18 protein-coding genes and 1 tRNA gene are annotated in these 16213 nt (G+C 66.6%); 7 read left to right on the top strand and 12 right to left on the bottom strand.

Features of this window, described 5'->3' with window-relative positions:
- The first annotated feature begins 8 nt into the window (after positions 1–8).
- A complete protein-coding gene (locus tag ABTV68_RS03755; protein ID WP_433676287.1) occupies positions 9–905 on the top strand; it encodes a carbohydrate ABC transporter permease in 897 nt (298 codons plus the stop codon).
- A 54-nt stretch (positions 906–959) separates the two neighbouring features.
- Here ABTV68_RS03755 and ABTV68_RS03750 read toward each other — a convergent pair whose 3' ends face one another.
- Entirely contained in the window at positions 960–1961 is a 1002-nt protein-coding gene (locus ABTV68_RS03750) for an aldo/keto reductase (protein ID WP_433676286.1), read from the bottom strand.
- Between the two features lie 227 nt (positions 1962–2188).
- On the opposite strand from ABTV68_RS03750, the gene ABTV68_RS03745 reads away from it, so the two are divergent.
- Complete coding sequence (locus ABTV68_RS03745) at positions 2189–3190, top strand: serine hydrolase domain-containing protein (RefSeq protein WP_433676285.1); 1002 nt, start codon at positions 2189–2191, stop codon at positions 3188–3190.
- A 58-nt stretch (positions 3191–3248) separates the two neighbouring features.
- Here ABTV68_RS03745 and ABTV68_RS03740 read toward each other — a convergent pair whose 3' ends face one another.
- Positions 3249–4040 carry an SDR family NAD(P)-dependent oxidoreductase gene (locus tag ABTV68_RS03740; protein ID WP_433676284.1) on the bottom strand — a complete coding sequence of 264 codons (792 nt, stop codon included), beginning with the start codon at positions 4038–4040 and terminating at the stop codon, positions 3249–3251.
- Positions 4041–4134: 94 nt separating this feature from the next.
- On the opposite strand from ABTV68_RS03740, the gene ABTV68_RS03735 reads away from it, so the two are divergent.
- Positions 4135–4629: a MarR family winged helix-turn-helix transcriptional regulator gene (locus ABTV68_RS03735; RefSeq protein ID WP_433676283.1), complete on the top strand. Its 495-nt coding sequence runs from the start codon at positions 4135–4137 to the stop codon at positions 4627–4629.
- Positions 4630–4723: 94 nt separating this feature from the next.
- Here the strand turns inward: ABTV68_RS03735 and ABTV68_RS03730 are convergent, their stop codons facing one another.
- Genes ABTV68_RS03730 through ABTV68_RS03715 form a run of 4 tightly spaced genes read right to left on the bottom strand, consistent with a single transcriptional unit; the run spans position 4724 to position 8247 of the window.
- On the bottom strand, positions 4724–5908 hold the full coding sequence (locus ABTV68_RS03730) for an ABC transporter permease (protein ID WP_433676282.1): 1185 nt from the start codon (positions 5906–5908) through the stop codon (positions 4724–4726).
- Complete coding sequence (locus ABTV68_RS03725; protein WP_433676281.1) at positions 5905–6621, bottom strand: ABC transporter ATP-binding protein; 717 nt, start codon at positions 6619–6621, stop codon at positions 5905–5907. The genes ABTV68_RS03730 and ABTV68_RS03725 overlap by 4 nt, the downstream gene beginning before the upstream one ends.
- Positions 6618–7658: a peptidoglycan-binding protein gene (locus ABTV68_RS03720; protein WP_433676280.1), complete on the bottom strand. Its 1041-nt coding sequence runs from the start codon at positions 7656–7658 to the stop codon at positions 6618–6620. The genes ABTV68_RS03725 and ABTV68_RS03720 overlap by 4 nt, the downstream gene beginning before the upstream one ends.
- A gap of 46 nt (positions 7659–7704) precedes the next feature.
- The gene (locus ABTV68_RS03715; protein ID WP_433676279.1) at positions 7705–8247 is read right to left on the bottom strand and encodes a hypothetical protein; all 543 of its coding nucleotides are present in this window, start codon (positions 8245–8247) and stop codon (positions 7705–7707) included.
- Positions 8248–8407: 160 nt separating this feature from the next.
- On the opposite strand from ABTV68_RS03715, the gene ABTV68_RS03710 reads away from it, so the two are divergent.
- Together ABTV68_RS03710 and ABTV68_RS03705 are read left to right on the top strand one after the other, a co-directional pair.
- Positions 8408–9073, top strand: coding sequence for a response regulator transcription factor (locus tag ABTV68_RS03710; RefSeq protein ID WP_433676278.1), 666 nt, complete (start codon positions 8408–8410; stop codon positions 9071–9073).
- Positions 9070–10245: a sensor histidine kinase gene (locus ABTV68_RS03705; RefSeq protein ID WP_433676277.1), complete on the top strand. Its 1176-nt coding sequence runs from the start codon at positions 9070–9072 to the stop codon at positions 10243–10245. The genes ABTV68_RS03710 and ABTV68_RS03705 overlap by 4 nt, the downstream gene beginning before the upstream one ends.
- Before the next feature lie 28 nt (positions 10246–10273).
- Here ABTV68_RS03705 and ABTV68_RS03700 read toward each other — a convergent pair whose 3' ends face one another.
- On the bottom strand, positions 10274–10408 hold the full coding sequence (locus ABTV68_RS03700; RefSeq protein ID WP_433676276.1) for a hypothetical protein: 135 nt from the start codon (positions 10406–10408) through the stop codon (positions 10274–10276).
- 271 nt (positions 10409–10679) lie between these two features.
- Between ABTV68_RS03700 and ABTV68_RS03695 the strand changes: the two genes are divergently transcribed.
- Both ABTV68_RS03695 and ABTV68_RS03690 read left to right on the top strand, forming a co-directional pair.
- On the top strand, positions 10680–11408 hold the full coding sequence (locus ABTV68_RS03695; RefSeq protein WP_433676275.1) for a toll/interleukin-1 receptor domain-containing protein: 729 nt from the start codon (positions 10680–10682) through the stop codon (positions 11406–11408).
- Between the two features lie 256 nt (positions 11409–11664).
- Positions 11665–12048, top strand: a complete 384-nt coding sequence (locus ABTV68_RS03690; protein ID WP_433676274.1) for a hypothetical protein — start codon at positions 11665–11667, stop codon at positions 12046–12048.
- Here the strand turns inward: ABTV68_RS03690 and ABTV68_RS03685 are convergent.
- The 5 genes from ABTV68_RS03685 to ABTV68_RS03665 form a co-directional block, all read right to left on the bottom strand.
- Entirely contained in the window at positions 12045–12476 is a 432-nt protein-coding gene (locus ABTV68_RS03685; RefSeq protein WP_433676273.1) for a hypothetical protein, read from the bottom strand. The two genes, ABTV68_RS03690 and ABTV68_RS03685, sit on opposite strands and share 4 nt — an antisense overlap.
- Positions 12477–13230: 754 nt before the next feature.
- Positions 13231–13321 (bottom strand) — tRNA-Ser (locus ABTV68_RS03680).
- A 65-nt stretch (positions 13322–13386) separates the two neighbouring features.
- Positions 13387–14145 carry an iron ABC transporter ATP-binding protein gene (locus ABTV68_RS03675; protein ID WP_433676272.1) on the bottom strand — a complete coding sequence of 253 codons (759 nt, stop codon included), beginning with the start codon at positions 14143–14145 and terminating at the stop codon, positions 13387–13389.
- On the bottom strand, positions 14142–15134 hold the full coding sequence (locus ABTV68_RS03670) for an iron chelate uptake ABC transporter family permease subunit (RefSeq protein WP_433676271.1): 993 nt from the start codon (positions 15132–15134) through the stop codon (positions 14142–14144). The genes ABTV68_RS03675 and ABTV68_RS03670 overlap by 4 nt, the downstream gene beginning before the upstream one ends.
- Positions 15127–16110 (bottom strand): ABC transporter permease, encoded by a 984-nt coding sequence (locus tag ABTV68_RS03665; protein WP_433676270.1) that lies wholly within the window; start codon positions 16108–16110, stop codon positions 15127–15129. Before ABTV68_RS03665 ends, ABTV68_RS03670 begins: the two co-directional genes overlap by 8 nt.
- Positions 16111–16213: the final 103 nt, after the last annotated feature.

The raw sequence follows: 16213 nt of genomic DNA, 5'->3' as shown, positions 1-16213 counted from the left end.
GGTTCGTCATGACTTTCGTCACCGTCGCACCGCCGGCTTCCGTCACCGGCACCGCGAACCGCGTGCAGTCCCGCAGCGAGGACCTCGCCGTCGGCACGCGCCGCCGCGGGGGCGTGGCCGTCGGGCACATCGTCCTGGTGGTGCTGGCCGTGTTCAGCGTCTTCCCCGTGTACTGGATGTTCGCCACCGCCCTGCGCGCCCCGGAGAACGCGCTCGATCAGACGCTGCTGCCCTGGCCGCTGAGCTTCGAGAACTTCGCGTACGTCTGGAACACCATCCCGATCGCCGGCATGCTGCTGAACACGTTCGGCATGGCGCTGATCCTGGCGGTCGCGCAGCTGCTCATCGCGGTGCTCGCCGCCTACGGCTTCGCGATGTGGGACTTCGTGGGCAAGAAGGCGCTGATGTTCCTGTTCATCGGCTCCTGGCTGGTGCCGTTCCAGGTCACGATGATCCCGAACTACGTGCTGGTGTCACAACTGGGCCTGCTCGGCACGGTCGGCGGCGTGGTGATCCCGCAGTTGGCCGGTGCGTTCGCGGTGCTCCTCATGGTGCAGCACATGCGCGCGTTCCCGCGGGAGCTGATCGAGGCGTCGCAGCTGGATGGGCGCTCCAGCTGGTCGACGCTGTGGACCGTGGTGGTGCCCAACATGAAGCCCGCCCTGGCCGCGCTCGGCATCATGGCCTTCATCTCGGCATGGAACGAGTACCTCTGGCCCGCGCTCATCATGCGGCAGGGAGACGCCCTCATCCAGGTGGGTGTGCGCAGCTTCCTCACGGCGGAGGGCGACAACTGGGGCGCCACGATGGCCGCCGCCGGCCTCGCCTGTGTTCCGGTGCTGCTGATCTACGTCTTCCTGCAGCGGTATGTGGTGGACGCCTTCGTGCGGTCCGGGCTGAAGTGAGGTGACCGATGAAGTGGGGCGAGCTGCGATGCGGCTCGCCCCACTTCTTCGTTCTCAGACCGGCTTGGATGCCAGCGGCTCCAGGCGCGCGAGCTCCTCATCGCTGAACGGTTCGCCGTCCAGCGCACGCAGGGAGTCTTCCAGCTGACGCACGCTCGAGGCGCCGATCAGCGCGCTGGTGACCGCGGAGTCGCGCAGCACCCACTGGATCGCCAGCTGTGCGAGCGTCTGCCCGCGCGAAGCCGCGATGTCGTTCAGCTCGCGAGCGCGATCGAGGTACTGCTCGGTGATGGTGGATTCGTTCATCCAGCGGCCGGTGGCCACGCGCGAATCGCTCGGGATGCCCGTCAGGTAGCGATCGGTCAGCAGGCCCTGAGCCAGCGGGGAGAACGCGATCGCCCCGGTGCCGAGCTCCGTGAGGGTGTCCAGCAGGCCCGTCTCCTCCACGCGGCGGTCGAACATGTTGTACCGCGGCTGGTGGATCGTCAGCGGAACGCCCTCCGCCCGCAGCGCAGCGGCCGCCGCGAGCGTCTGCTCGGGCGTGTAGTAGTTCGAGATGCCGGCGTAGAGGGCCTTGCCCTGGCGCACTGCGGTGGCGATCGCACCCATCGTCTCCTCGATCGGCGTCTCGGGGTCGGGGCGGTGCGAGTAATAGATGTCGACGTAGTCCAGGCCGAGGCGCTGCAGCGACTGGTCGAGGGAGGCGATCATCGTCTTGCGCGATCCCCACTCGCCGAACGGCCCGTCCCACATCTGATAGCCGGCCTTGGTCGAGATGACCAGCTCATCCCGGTACGGACGGAAGTCCAGCTGATGGATCTTGCCGTAGTTCAGCTCGGCGCTTCCGGCGGGCGGACCGTAGTTGTTGGCCAGATCGAAGTGGAAGACGCCGAGATCGAACGCGCGACGCAGCACGGCGCGCTGGGTCTCCAGCGTGCGATCGTCACCGAAGTTGTTCCAGAGACCGAGGGACACCCGCGGCAGGATCAGGCCGCTCCGGCCGGAGCGTGCGGTGTGGATCGTTTCATATCGAGTGGGATCGGCGGTGTAGGCCATGAGCACCTTCTGGGGATTCGTCGCGTCGACGCTGAGCAGCGCGTTGTCAGCAGGCTATCGAGTCGAAAGGCAGGCGGCCACGCCGCCAGTTGAATGGCGTCTCTCTGCGTCATCCGCGCGGTGGTGTTGTCTCCCCCCATGTCCGTCTCTGGACGGATGTGCATGCGCCAGCCGTCGTCCTACGGTGGTGCAAGATCACGTCGGACGAGAAGGAAACGGAATCACCCATGCGACGCGCGGAGCCATTCGGCGACATCGATGCGGAACTTGCGACGCTGGCGGCGTCCGCGGACGCGGACCTCGCGGTGGCGGTACGCGACAGCGACGGACGATGGACCCGATACGGGTCGTCCGATACCGCGCGCGAGAGTCGATTCGAGATCGGATCGGTGAGCAAGGCGCTGACCGGGTCGGTGTTCGGGGTGCTCGTCGCGGGCGGGGAGATCGATCCGGACTCGCCGGTCGACGACGTCCTCGACGAACGTCTTCCCTGGCGGGACGCCGCTCCGACTCTCCTCGATCTCGCCACCCATCGCTCGGGACTGCCGAACACGCCGCGTGCCCTCTTCCTCCGCGAGATGGCCACCGCGCTCGGGTTCAGCACGAAGGACCCGTGGCGGGGCGTGACGAACGACACTTATCGGACCCACCTGCAGGACGCTGCCCGTCGCGCGCGCGGCCGCGGGCGATTCGGGTACTCCAGCATGGGCGTCGGCCTCCTCGGCGACGCCCTGGCTGCGGCGAAGGGCATGACGTTCGAGGAGCTGGTCCGCACCCGGCTCCTGCAGCCGCTCGGCATGACTCGCACGGGTCTGGATCGACCGACCACCGGCCCGGACGTGGTGTCGCGCCCGATGAATCGGAAGGGCGTCGCGTTGCCGTATCTGAAGGACGAGATGCCCGCCGCCGGGATGTACGCGTCGACCATCACAGACCTCCAGCTCCTCGCCGACGCGCTGATCGACGCCCCTCCCGCCACGGTGGCGGAGGGATTGCGGGTGGCGACCACCGCCCATCATCACCTCGATGAGAAGGCGCAGCTTGGGCTCTGCTGGTTCCTCTCCGGGACGGGGTCGACGCGGGAGGTCGCGCACTCCGGCGGCACGTGGGGTTCGCAGGCGCAGTTCAGCGTTCAACCCGCCACGGGCAAGGCGGTCGTGGCGCTCACGGCCACCCATCGCCGCATCGACCTGTTCGCCGCGCGATATCTCGCCGCCGACGCCCGCTAGAAGATGGATATCGCATCTCCGACGCGTGTGGGAGGTGCGTTTTCCAGCTTCCCTCACGTCACAGCATCGCGGTGAGCACACCTCCATCCGCACGCAGCGCCGCGCCGTTGGTGGCCGAGGCGAGCGGACTCGCCAGGTAGGCGACGAGGTTGGCGATCTCGGACGGCTCGATGAAGCGTTCCAGCAGTGTCGTGCGGTTCTGACCGATGATGGCCGCCTTCATCGCGTCGTGCGGCAGCGACTGAGCATCCGCGACTGCGGCGATGGATGCCGCGACACCGTCGGAGAAGGTCGGGCCGCCGAGCACCGTGTTCACGGTGACGGCGGTGCCGCGCGTGAGCTTCGACAGCCCGTTGCCCAGTGCGGTCATCGCCGCCTTGGTCATGCCGTAGTGCACCATGTCGGCGGGGACGTTCACCCCCGACTCGCTGCTGATGAAGATGATCCGCCCCCAGCCTCGATCAAGCATTCCGTCGAGCACCGCGCGGGAGAGGCGAACCCCGCTCATCACGTTGACCTCGAAGTAGCGCGTCCATTCGTCATCGGTGACTGCGGCGAACTCGGCGAGTCCGAAGAGACCGACGTTGTTCACGAGGATGTCGACATCGCCCAGCTGCCGCGTGAGCGCGTCCACCTGCTCGGCATCGGCGAAGTCGGCGGCGAGACCCGCGACCCGCGCCGCCGGCCGCTCAGCGCGGAGTCGTGCCACGGCGGCATCGACGCGGGTCGCGTCACGTCCGTTCAGGGTTACGGCGACGCCCTCGGCCGCGAGCGCGGCGGCAATCGCGTAGCCGATCCCCTGCGTCGAACCGCTGATGAACGCCGTCTTGCCCTGCAGTCGCAGATCCATGATCACTCCTCGATTCACTTGCTCAGGAAAGTGACACTACGCGGGTTTCACTTGCTCAGGCAAGTTGGAGGAGTCAGTGAGCTACCCTTGTCGCATGCCAGATGAGCCGATCGTCGCGCCCCTGAGCCCAGAAGAACTGGAGATCTGGGCGAGTCTCGCCACCCTGCTCGAACGCCTGCCCACGGCACTGGATGCTCAGCTTCAGCGCGACAGCGGACTCACGCACTTCGAGCACGGCATCCTCTTCGCGCTCGACAGCGCACCCGATCACACCCTGCGCCTCAGTGTGCTGGCGACCTACGCCAGCTGCACGCTGTCCCGCCTGTCCCGCGCGATCTCCCGACTCGAGACCAAGGGCTGGGTGCGCCGCGAGATCGATCCCACCGACGGACGCTTCACGCTCGGCATGCTCACCCCCGCGGGTCACGACAAGGTGGAGGAGTCGACGCCGGCGCATCAGGCCCTGGTGCGCCGACTGGTGTTCGACACCCTCACGCCGGCGCAGGCACGACAGCTGCGGACGGTGAGCACGAAGATCGCGACGGCGGTCGACCCCACCGAGCCTTGGCGCCCGCCCGCGGCGGGCTGACGCGCGTATCTCGGTCGGCCCGCCTGCGAGAGACGAAAATCGCACCTCCCTCATGCCGGGGAGGTGCGATTTCTGTCCCTTACCGCGACAGTGGTCAGGAGCTCAGCGCCGCAGTCGGAGGCGTGCGCGATGCTCGCACAGCCGGAAGCACCCCCGCGATCGCACCGACAGCGACAGTGGCCACCAGCCCACCCACCGGAATCAGCACTGGAACCGCGAGGGGCCAGCCATTCGCTAGCGCCACCGCGCCGGTCACCCCGACGCCGAGTAGCACCCCCGCGAGCCCGCCGAGAAACGCGAGCAGAATCGCCTCGGCGAGGAACTGCGCGCGGATGTGCGGACGAGCCGCTCCCAGGGATCGTCGGAGTCCGATCTCTCGGCGGCGTTCCAGCACGGTGATGACCATCGTGTTGGCGACGCCGATCCCGCCCACCAGCAGCGCGATCGACCCGACCCCGACGAGGAGGCCAGTGAAGACCTGATCGACCGTGTTCTTCGCCGCGAGCGCGTCGGACGGACGCGACACCTTCACATCACCCGGGGAGGCGGGATCCACGGTCAGCGGAAGACGATCTCGGATGCCGAGCACGTCAGCGTCGGCGGATCGCTCGTAGATGGTGGTGGGAATCCCGTCGAAACCGAACACCGCCGTCGCGCGCTCCGGCGAGACCATCGCGGCTGTGTTCAGCTCCGGTGCGAGCAGCACCGGATCGAGGATGCCCACGACGGTGAACAGCCGCTCTCCCATCCAGACCTGCATCCCGATCCGCGTGATTCCGAGTTTCTCCGCGGTGGCGCTGCCGAGCACCACCGTGTCCAGCTCTCGCGTGACGCTCGTGAACCAGGACCCCTGCGCCAGCGTCGCACCGACTGTCTCGGGGAGTCGCTGGTCGGCCACGCGGACCACCAGACCGCCCGTCGCCCCGGTCGGCACCGCGGGACTCCGGTAGACGTGGACCTTGACGTCGCTGGTCCACGAGGCCTCCGCCACCCCGTCGAGATGACGGACGCGCGGGACGGCATCCGGGCTGAGTTTCGTCTCGTTGCCGAGGAAGTCCTTGCCCGCGGTGATCGTGAGCATGTTGGTGCCGATCTCGGCGAGCCGCTGTTGCACGAGCGCCTGGCTGGAGGTGGAGATGCCGATCACGGCGATCATCGCGGCGATGCCGATCGCGATCCCGAGCCCCGACAGCACGGCACGCATCGGGTGGGCGCGAACGCCGTGGAAGGCGAGACCGGCGAGATCGGAGGATCTCAGCCGCGACCGCGGCACGCTCACGTCACCGCTCCCACCGTGTGCCGCTCCGCGAAAGCGGGATCGGCGGAGTCGGACACGATCAGGCCGTCGCGGATCGCAACGCGTCGGGGCAGGCGCTCCGCCAGCTCGCGGTCATGGGTGATCAGCACGATCGTCGTCCCGTTCTCGTTGAGCTCGCGCAGGAGCTGCACAACTGTCTCCCCCGAGGCGGAATCGAGACTCCCGGTCGGCTCATCCGCCAGCAGCAAGGCTGGACGGCGGACGATGGCACGGGCGATGGCGACCCGCTGGCGCTCGCCGCCGGAGAGCTGGCGGGGCTTGTGATCGAGCCGGTGCTCGAGGCCGACCGAGGTGAGTGCCTCGCGTGCCCGCTCACGTCGCAACGCACGCTTCAACCCCGTGTAGAGCAGTCCGGCGGCGACGTTGTCGACGGTGCTCTGTCCGTCGCTCAGGTGGAACTGCTGAAACACGAATCCGATCATGTGTGCCCGCACGGCGCTCAGTCGCGCGTCGGAGAGATCGCTCACGCGCTCCCCCGCGATCAGCACGTCACCTGTACTGGCACGATCGAGCGTGCCGATGAGGTTCAGCAGCGTGGACTTCCCGGACCCTGATGGGCCGACGATCGCGACGAACTCGCCGTCGTCCACACGCAGATCGATCCCGCGGAGCGCCTGGGTGGGCGGTGATCCGTACGAGCGCGTGACGCCGCTCAGCTGCAGGACCGGCGTCACTGTGCCACCACCACTTCGTCGCCCTCGGCGAGACCGCCACCCGAGACCTCGACGAGACCGTCACCGAACGCTCCGGTCGCGACCGTGATCAGCCGGGTCTTCTTGCCGTCGACCACCTCGACCTGCGAGGTGCCATCGGGTCCGGCGAGGAGGGCGAGCACGGGAACCCGCAGCACGCCGCTCGCCAGCGTGCGGGTGAACGTGGCGGATGCCGCGGCGTCCACGAGGTCGCCGCCGACGGCCGGATCGTCGGGAGCGAGCACCAACGGCACCTTCATGACCTTCTCACCGTTGCCGCCGTCCTTCTGCACGGCGGCGCCAACGCTGACGACCGTCGCCTCGGCGACCGTGCCGTCCGGGAGCGACACCTGAACCCGGCTGCCGGCCGGCGCCACCGCAACCAGATCGGCGTCCAGATCGATCGTGATCTGCTTGCCGGGGTCCGTGACCGTCAGCACGGTTGCGCCGCTCGGCGAGCCGGGAGCGGCATCGACCGCCCCGACCCGCACGGCCGCGGGCTCGAACACGAAGCTGCCGGCCGGCAGCTCGCCCGTGCGCTCCAGCCCACGCGCCTTCTGCCAGCTGCGGATGGCCTCCGCCGTCCACCAGGTGAACTCCTCGTCAGGTTCGCGGTCAAAGAAGCCCAGCTCGCGCAGGTTCTCCTCCAGCTGGCGCACATCGCGTCCGTCGCTCATCCCGCTCGTGAAACCGCGCCATGCAGGAAGCTCCCCGAACAGCAGCACGACCGGCTGGTCGTCGATCCGGAACAGTTCGTCGCCACGCCCGATCACCGCCCCGACGACGGGAACCGACGTCACCGTTCCCGGCAACGAGGATCCGATCGGACGTCCGTTCGCGTAGGTGAGTTTGCCCACCGCGCGCACACGCTCGGTGAGATCTCCCCGGCTCACCGTGTCGGTCGCCGTGTCCGTGTGCGGAGCTTTCTCCTCGGCGGACGGCCGCGCGAGGGCCGGCACGACGATGGCCGCTCCGCCGCCGACCGCTGCCAGCAGCACCGTCACGATGATCCAGATCATGACACGACGTCGCGGGCGTGTCGGGCGCCCGGGCGAAGTACCCGCGTCAGCCATTGCCCTTCTCCGTCCCGAAGCCGGCCGTGTCGGCACAGGCATCGAGCGTCTTCTCGTCGTATTTGCCGGCCTCGATCGCCGTGGCACCGGCCATGCCCCCGTCGGACGGCGGTGCCGGGTCTTCCCACTCGTAGCCGGCGTCGCGCATGCACTTCGCGAAGGCGAGCTGCATCTTGTAGAGCTCATCCGCGCTCGGAACGTTCGGGTCGACCGGCGGCTGACCGACGTTCTTCGTGCACGTCGTGGACGCGGCCTGGTACGTCTCCACGTCTATCCCGAGCGAATCGAGGTCGAGCATCTCGTTCGGCGAGCGCTCCGGCACCTCGATTCCCTCCTCGCGCATACAAGCGTCGAACTTCTCGGTCCACGCCGTCATCTCCTGCTCGAACGTGGCGTTGCTCACGCCCCCTCCATCGCCCCTCGCCTCGTCGCCGGATCCCCCGGACGACGCGCATGCGGTGAGCAGCGCCGCTGACATCAGGGCAAGGGCCGCTGCTGCGGCGGCGAGCCGTCCCCGCGATCGTGTGAGTGTCATGGTGTTCCTTCCGTCTGCTGCGCCGCGATGGCGCTCAGCAAGGACATCGCGAAGGCGGTCACACTGGCGTAAGCCGGGTGCTTTACGTTTCCCTTACCGGCGAGGGAGTGGAATGGGTTCGCGTCGAAACGACGCGAACGGGACCGAAGGGTGAAGACCGGTGCGAGTACTCGTCGTCGAGGACGAACCGCTGCTGGCGGAAGCCATCCGTGCGGGCCTCGAACTGCAGTCGATAGCCGCCGATGTCGTGGGTGACGGCGAGGCCGCCCTCATCGCGGTCGACCTCACCTCCTACGATGCCGTCGTCCTGGATCGGGATATCCCCGTGATCCATGGCGACGAGGTCTGCCGCACGATCGCCGAACGCTCGCCGCGTCCCGCCGTGATCATGCTCACGGCCGCGCACTCACTGCAGTCGCGTGTGGACGGCCTGGCGCTCGGAGCCGACGACTACCTGACCAAGCCGTTCGAGTTCCCCGAGCTCGTCGCGCGACTGCACGCGCTCGCCCGCCGCCCGTTCGCCGCGCAGCCCGCGGTGCTGGAGGTCCGCGATATCCGGCTGGATCCGACCCGCCATGAGGTCACCCGCCGCGGTCACTTCGTCCATCTCACGCGCAAGGAGTTCGCCGTGCTCGAAGTTCTCATGCGCGACCCCGATGCTGTCGTGAGCGCGGAGCAGCTGCTCGCGCGTGCCTGGGACGAGAACGCCAATCCGTTCACCCACACCGTCAAGGTCACCATCTCGGCACTGCGCCGTAAACTCGGCGAGCCGTGGCCGATCAGTACCGTCACGGGTGCCGGGTACACGATGCGGATCACGCCGTGAGCGCCGCCCGGGTGGCGGCGCCGCGCCCCCGGCGACTGACGTTCCGTATGCGTCTGGCGCTCACCTACGCCGGACTCCTCACGGCATCCGGGGCCGTGCTGCTGACCCTGACCGCCGTGATCATCATCTGGTTCCCCAGCTACAGCTTCATTCCGGCAGCGACGGTGAGCGCGCTTCCCGCCGACGCCGCCAGCACGCCGATGCCGTTGGAGACCGGACTCGCAAGCGAACTCGCGGTGCCCGCGCTGCAGGTGACCAGCCGGGAGGATCTGATGCAGCTGTTCCTGGCCGTCGGCGCGGTCCTCCTGCTTGCCGTGGCCGTGCTCGGCGGTTACATCGGCTGGAGGATCGCCGGTCGGATGCTGGCACCGTTGCACGAGGTGAGCGTCGCCGCGAAGCAGGCCGCCACCGGTCGCCTGGATCACCGGATCGGTCTCGGCGCTCCGCGCGATGAGATCACCGAGCTCGCCGCCACGTTCGATGACATGCTCGGCAGCCTCGAAACCGCCTTCCACTCACACCAGCGGTTCGCCGCTAACGCCTCGCACGAGCTGCGCACTCCGCTGGCCACCACGCGTGCGATGCTCGACGTGGTGCTCGCGAGTGGGTCGCTTCCGAAACGTGAGGTGCTCGTGGGGCTGCGGGAGATGAACGAGCGCAGCGTCGAGACGGTCGACGCGCTACTTGAGCTCGCCGACATCGAATCCGCGCCGGGCGTGACCGACGCGCGCTGCGACCTGGCTGCCCTCGTGCGGGCGAGTGCGGATGACGTCGGCGATCGTGCACGCGAGCGTGGGATCGCCCTCTCCGTGCATCTGACCCCGACCACGATCTCCGGGGACCCTCGGCTCCTCCGCCTCCTCGCCGACAATCTGTTGGGGAACGCGGTCCGACATAACGTCGACGGTGGCTTCGTCGAGGTCCGGCTCTTCGGCGTCGACGATCGGATCGTCTGGGAGGTCGAGAACAGCGGAATGACGATCACCCCCGAGCAGACCGGTCAGCTGACGGAGCCGTTCGTCCGGCTGCGCGGACGCACCGGCGCGGATCGCAGCCACGGGCTCGGTCTGGCGATCGTCGCCGCCATCGCGCGCCGCCATCACGCCGATCTCGAGCTGAAGCCGCGGCCCTCGGGCGGGCTCCGTGTCTGGGTGAGCTTTCCTGCCTCTTGACGCAATCATCTACGTCCCCCACCGCCGATTACAGCCGCTTCGTCGCCGCAGCGATCCGCCGATCGAGGTCATCGATCTCGGCCACGAGATCGCTGGCGACCCGAGCCCGATCGCGTCTGTCCAGGGTGGTCTGCTCGAGGATGCCCTGCGTCGAAGGACCCAAAGCGACACTCAAGGCACAACGTACCCGTTGGCCGAATGGGTTCGTAGGTGACGTCGAGCGTCTTGTGCGGGCGATTAGGATGAGCATTAGCCGCCTTGCGAGGGGTGAGTGAGGGAGGAGCCCTCGCGAGTTCGGAACCAGCCTGTTCGACATCGATAAGACCATCTCGACAAGGCGCAGGAATCGTCCGCAAAACGAAGCGAGCACCCCTCCCATTCGCGCCGGTGGCGAATTCTGATCCAACGTCTGAGGCCCATGCCAGAATGTTGCTATGTCACTCTGCACAGCTCCAGTCCAAGGTCACCGCACCGCGAGTGGGCGCGCCGCATGCCCCGCTTGCGGTAGCCGAAGCTATGGCTATTCACCGAGCACCTATTACACTGCTCCGAGCTATACGCCGTCCTTCCAGTCACGCAGCAACAGCGGCGGTAACTCGGCTGGCGGCTCGCTTGGGAGTCGCACCCACCCAAGCTGGTCTCCAAACACGTCTTCTATCTCGTACACGCCCGCCGAGGTACGTGCGTTGGCACCTGTTCGTCGAACCGTCGAGCGGAGAGCAGCGCAGGAGCCCGACCTGCGGGATGTGTTCCTGTGCCATGCGTGGGATGATCGCCGCGGGGCCGCCACCGAACTTCATGATCTGCTCGTGTCCGAGCGCGTTTCCGTATGGTTCAGCGAAAAGGACATCATCCTCGGTCAGCCGTTCCTTCGTGAGATCGACAGAGGGCTCGCCCGTTCGCGCACGGGCCTCGTGCTCGTGACACCCTCCCTATTGAAGAGGATCGACAACCGTGGAGTCTCAGATAAGGAACTGTCTGAGCTGCTGGCACGCGACCTTCTCATTCCCGTCATCCACGGGACGACCTACGACGAGGTTCGACGGGTGAGCCCCTTGCTCGGCTCTAGAAACGGGTTGGACACGGCTGAAGACTCGATGGAGATCGTGGCCAAGAAGATCGCCGAGCTAGTCACCATCGAGGACATAGTTCCGGTCGGCTGACTGCGGTTCGCTACCTTCAGACCCACTTGAATAACTCCACACCTCACTCATCGGATGCAGAGTCGTGAGTCCGCCGACGCTGGCGTCCGGGTTCGTATCGGCGCGGCTGAGGCCGTTACGTTGATCACCCGGCGCGATCCCCCGGAAGGTGTAGATCCTGGTGCCCCAGGCGAGTACGATACCCCGCAAGCGGCGGAGCGTCCGTCGCCGACTTGGCGCATTCATCGCGCGACACCTCATCCAAGGAGATGATGACGTGGCACAGGCTCAGGAGCGGAGCTTTGACGCAGAGATCCACCAGGTCCTTGCATCAGGCCTCAAAGCCGAGTACCTCGACGCGATTGACCGGGCCCAATCGTTTCTTGTCTCCGTCCGCGAAGGACGACTACCTCGTCACCTATCAGAGGACCCAGCCCTAGTACGCGTTTCGGCAGAAGATCTCAGCTACGCGATCGAACGCTGGGTAGAGATCCTTGATAAACCTCTAGAAGGTCTTCGCGTCAACACCAACGCGTGCGCGCACTACCGAAATAGCATGTCCACAGATGCCCAGATCAACTTCTGCGCACAAGTTGCTCGAGCTGAGCACGGGCTCATCGATTCGCTTCACGAAATGATTGAGCTCGAAGAGGACGACTAACGTCGATTCTTACTCTTCTTAAGCGCGTTACCGTTCGATTTGAACTTGACAGACGAATCCGACGGAAGCTCCTTACCCTTCGAGCCCCCTGGCGGGTCCTGGGTTGCGGCATTATCAGGATTGCCTCCCTCGCCCGGAGCACCGAGACGGAGGATCAACTTTCCGTAGCGAAACTCGAAGCTCGTCGCGCGGCGGCGAATGGCAAGCAATGAGAAACCAACAAGGACGACGCCGGCCCAGAACGAAGTATCCTTCGCCAGGCTGTCGAACTCCCCTGCACTGCTGAGGTTTACCGCCACGTATGCGGCACGCCCAATGAGCGCCAAAGCACCGAGACAGGCCGTTCCGACCACCCAGCCGCGCAGGTGACGGATAATGAAGAAGAACGGCCGCCGTGGAGGCGACTCGCCGTGGGGTGGAGTAGTCATCGATCTCTCCTTCGAGTTCGGTGGCTGCCATCCCGAAACTGGTTTGGCGAGCCGGTTAGCGCTTCAAGGCGGATTCCTCCTGGACTGGAACATCTTGTAGTTGCACCCGTACAGTTCCACTAGATGCTGGGGGCAGAGTATCCTCCACATCAACTTCGGTCAAGCAGTTTCTTTGCCCACGACGTGTCCACGCGTTCGTTCCGATCGATCTCGGCTCACGAAGCCGACACGACACACCTGTCCGGCACACGTCTGCCCCCTCTTGGCAGGCTTTAGGAGGGCATCGGCTCACTCCTGTGGAACATCCTCGAACACCATCGTGGACTCTGCGAGCTGCACCGGTAGGGGCGATGAAAATGGTGGCTCTCCTTTTGCTCCCCCCGGCCGCAGACCAACCGACCGCACTCCTCGCCGACCTCACCTGCCGTCGGGTCGACCAACCGAATCCGAGAAGCTCGATACGCCAAGAGCACTACTCCTACGGCACCCCTCGACGTCAAGAAGTGCTCCGGGCACGCGCGGTCTGGACGGGCGACCGCCCCCACGCCCGACCCCCATCCACATGCTTCAGATAATCACCGTTCTATGACACCGCCGTCACGCGGGCCAAGGCCGCTGGCTCCACTCACGCTGGGCAGGACGAGGATGACACGCCCGATCCCATCCACTCTTTTTGGCCGATAAGCCCCCAAATAGCCCGCAGCATCCAGGGATACGAAAGAAGACCCCCACTTCGTGGAGGTCTTCTTTCGTATGGCGGTGACGGTGGGATTTGAACCCACGGTAGGGGGTTACCCTACACAACTTTTCGAGAGTTGCACCTTCGGCCGCTCGGACACGTCACCGGGATCAAGCTTACGGCACGCGAACCCATGCTCCAAACCAGCACGAACCCGCCGGGCGCGTCGGCTCAGCGGTAGTAGACGGCGAGCGGGAAGTCTCCATCGGTGCGCACCTGCATCGGTGTGTCGAAGACACGTTCCAGCACCTGGGGCACCATGAACTCCGCGGGCGTTCCGACGTGCTCCACCCGCCCGTCGCGCAGCGCGACCACGCGGTCGGCGTAAGCGGCGGCGAAGTTGATGTCGTGGAGGACGATCACAATGGTGCGACCCAGATCATCGGCAGCGCGGCGCAACTGCTTCATCATCGCGACGGCGTGCTTCATGTCGAGGTTGTTGAGTGGCTCGTCGAGCAGCAAGTAGTCGGTCTCCTGCGCCAGCACCATCGCCACGTACGCGCGCTGACGCTGTCCGCCGGAGAGCTCATCGAGATAGCGATCGGCGAGCGGCACCAGATCGAGAAACTCCAGCGCCGCGTCCACCGCCTCACGATCGGCCGCGGTCAGTCGGCCTTGCGAGTACGGGAAGCGCCCGAATGCCACGAGTTGACGCACGGTCAACCGGGTGACGAAGTGGTTCTCCTGACGCAGGATCGACACCACCTTCGCCAGCTCGCGTGACGGGGTGCGCTGCACGTCATGGCCGCCGACCGTCGCGGTTCCGGTCGACGGTTCCAGCAGGCGGCCCGCGATGGTGAGCAGGGTCGATTTCCCCGCACCGTTCGGACCGACCAGCGCTGTCACTCCCCCGGATGGGATATCGAGGGTGACGGGACCCAGCACACGCAGGTCGCCATAGGACTTGGAGACGTCGGTGAAGGAGATCACATCGACCCCTTTCGCAGCAGAAGGATCACGAACGCCAGGCCGCCGACGAATTCGATGATGACGGTCACGAGACCGGCGGCGTTGAAGACGTGATGAAGGATGAAGTAGGCGCCCAGCAGCATCGCGGCACCGAGCAGGACGGCGAACGGCAGCACGCGCCGATGCTCCTGCGACCCGGTGAGCTGGTACGCGAGGGTGGCCACGATGAAGCCGAAGAACGTCATCGGCCCCACCATCGTGGTGGAGATGGACACCAGCACCGCGACGATCACGAGTGTTGTGATGACCTCGCGCTTGTGGTTGAGGCCCAGGTTCGTCGCGGTGTCGCGTCCGAGTGCGAGCACGTCGAGCCGGTGTCGACGCAGGAACACCAGCAGCAGGATCACCGCGACGATGCCGTAGCCCACCGGCAGGTACTCGGCATTGGAGTTGGAGATGTTGCCGAATAGGCGCGCGGAGAGGATGTCGAAGTCACCCGGCACCAGCATGCGCTGCATGAAGCTCGACAGGGTTCCGAACCCGGCGCCGAGCACGAGACCCACCAGCAGCGTGACGTGCAGGCTACCGCGGCGTCCACCGAACAGCCAGCCGTACAGCAGCGTCGCGAACGCCACCATCACCGCGCTCTGCACCAGCACCTTCGGCACGCCGTCGGTGGCGCTCAGCGCCTGCGCGCCGAGGAAGAACGCCATCGCGGTCTGGATCAGCACGTACAGGGCGTCGAAGCCCATGATCGACGGCGTCAGGATGCGGTTTCCGGTGGCGGTATGGAAGAGCACGGTCGCGATGCCCTGGCACGCGGCGACGAGGAGGATCGTCACCACCGTCACCGAACGCATGCGCACGATGAGCCAGAATCCCTTGCTGCCCGGTTCCGGGCCGATGTCCCAGGTCATCACCAGCACCGCGGCGAGCAGCACGACCGCGCCGACGATCGCGAATCGCAACGCCACCGGTATTCCGCGGCGGACGGTCATCACCTCAGCCACGGGGACGCCCCTTCAGCAGCAGCGCGATGAACACCGCCGCCCCCACGATGCCGAGGATCATCGACACCGGGATCTCGAACGGGAAGATGATCACGCGGCCCACCACATCGCAGGCGAGCACCAGCGCGGTACCTCCCAGACACACCCACGGGATGTTGGAGCGCAGATTGTCGCCGCGAGCCATGGTCACGAGATTCGGCACCACCAGCCCGAGGAACGGCAGAAACCCGACGACCACGGTGGTGACGCCCGCCGCGATCGCCACCAGCGCCGTTCCGATGAAGACCACCCGCTCGTAGTTGAGGCCGACGCTCGTCGCGACATCCTTGCCGAGCCCCGCCACCGTGAAGCGATCCGCGGCGATCCACACCAGCACCACCACGATCGCCACCACCCACAGCGACTCGTAGCGGCCGCGAACCACGGCGGAGAAGGACCCCTGGAACCAGGTGCCCAGCATCTGCAGCATGTTGGTGGAGGCGGCGAGATAGGTCGTGAACGCCGACACCACCGCTCCCAGCATCATGCCCACCAGCGGGACGATGAGCGAGGATCGCAGTTGAATCCGACGCAGCACCAGGATGAACAGCATGGTTCCGACGAAGGCGGCCGCCGACGCCACGATCATCCGCACCGGAATCCCCGCCTGCGGCGCGAGCAGCGTGATGAGCAGCAGGCCCAGCGACGCCCACTCGGTGGTCCCCGTCGTGGTCGGCTCGACGAACCGGTTCTGGGTGAGCAGTTGCATGATGAGTCCGGCCACGCACATCGCCATCGCCGCGAGCACCAGCGAGATCGTCCGCGGCACGCGAGTGATCCAGAACAACTCACCGCCGAACTCGTCGCGACCGAGGTCGTAGGCGCCGACCGACAGCGACAGGGCGAGGAGCCCGAGAACGCCGATCACCCCCAGGGCCGGTGGCAGCCAGGCCGGCACGCGCCGGATGCGAGTGGTGGGCGGTGCGATGTCAGTCATGCGTTTGCGTATCCGTGAGCAGCGGACGAGGTCCACGGGCAAGGGCCGCGGGTCGGAGAGGAGCCTCCGACCCGCGACGAGTGATCCGAAGCCGGGCTCAGCC

Origin of the sequence: Microbacterium gorillae (genome assembly GCF_050990725.1) — a bacterium.
GTDB lineage: Bacteria > Actinomycetota > Actinomycetes > Actinomycetales > Microbacteriaceae > Microbacterium > Microbacterium gorillae_A.
Note: the sequence above shows the minus strand (reverse complement) of the source record. Positions and strands in the feature narration are given on the sequence as shown.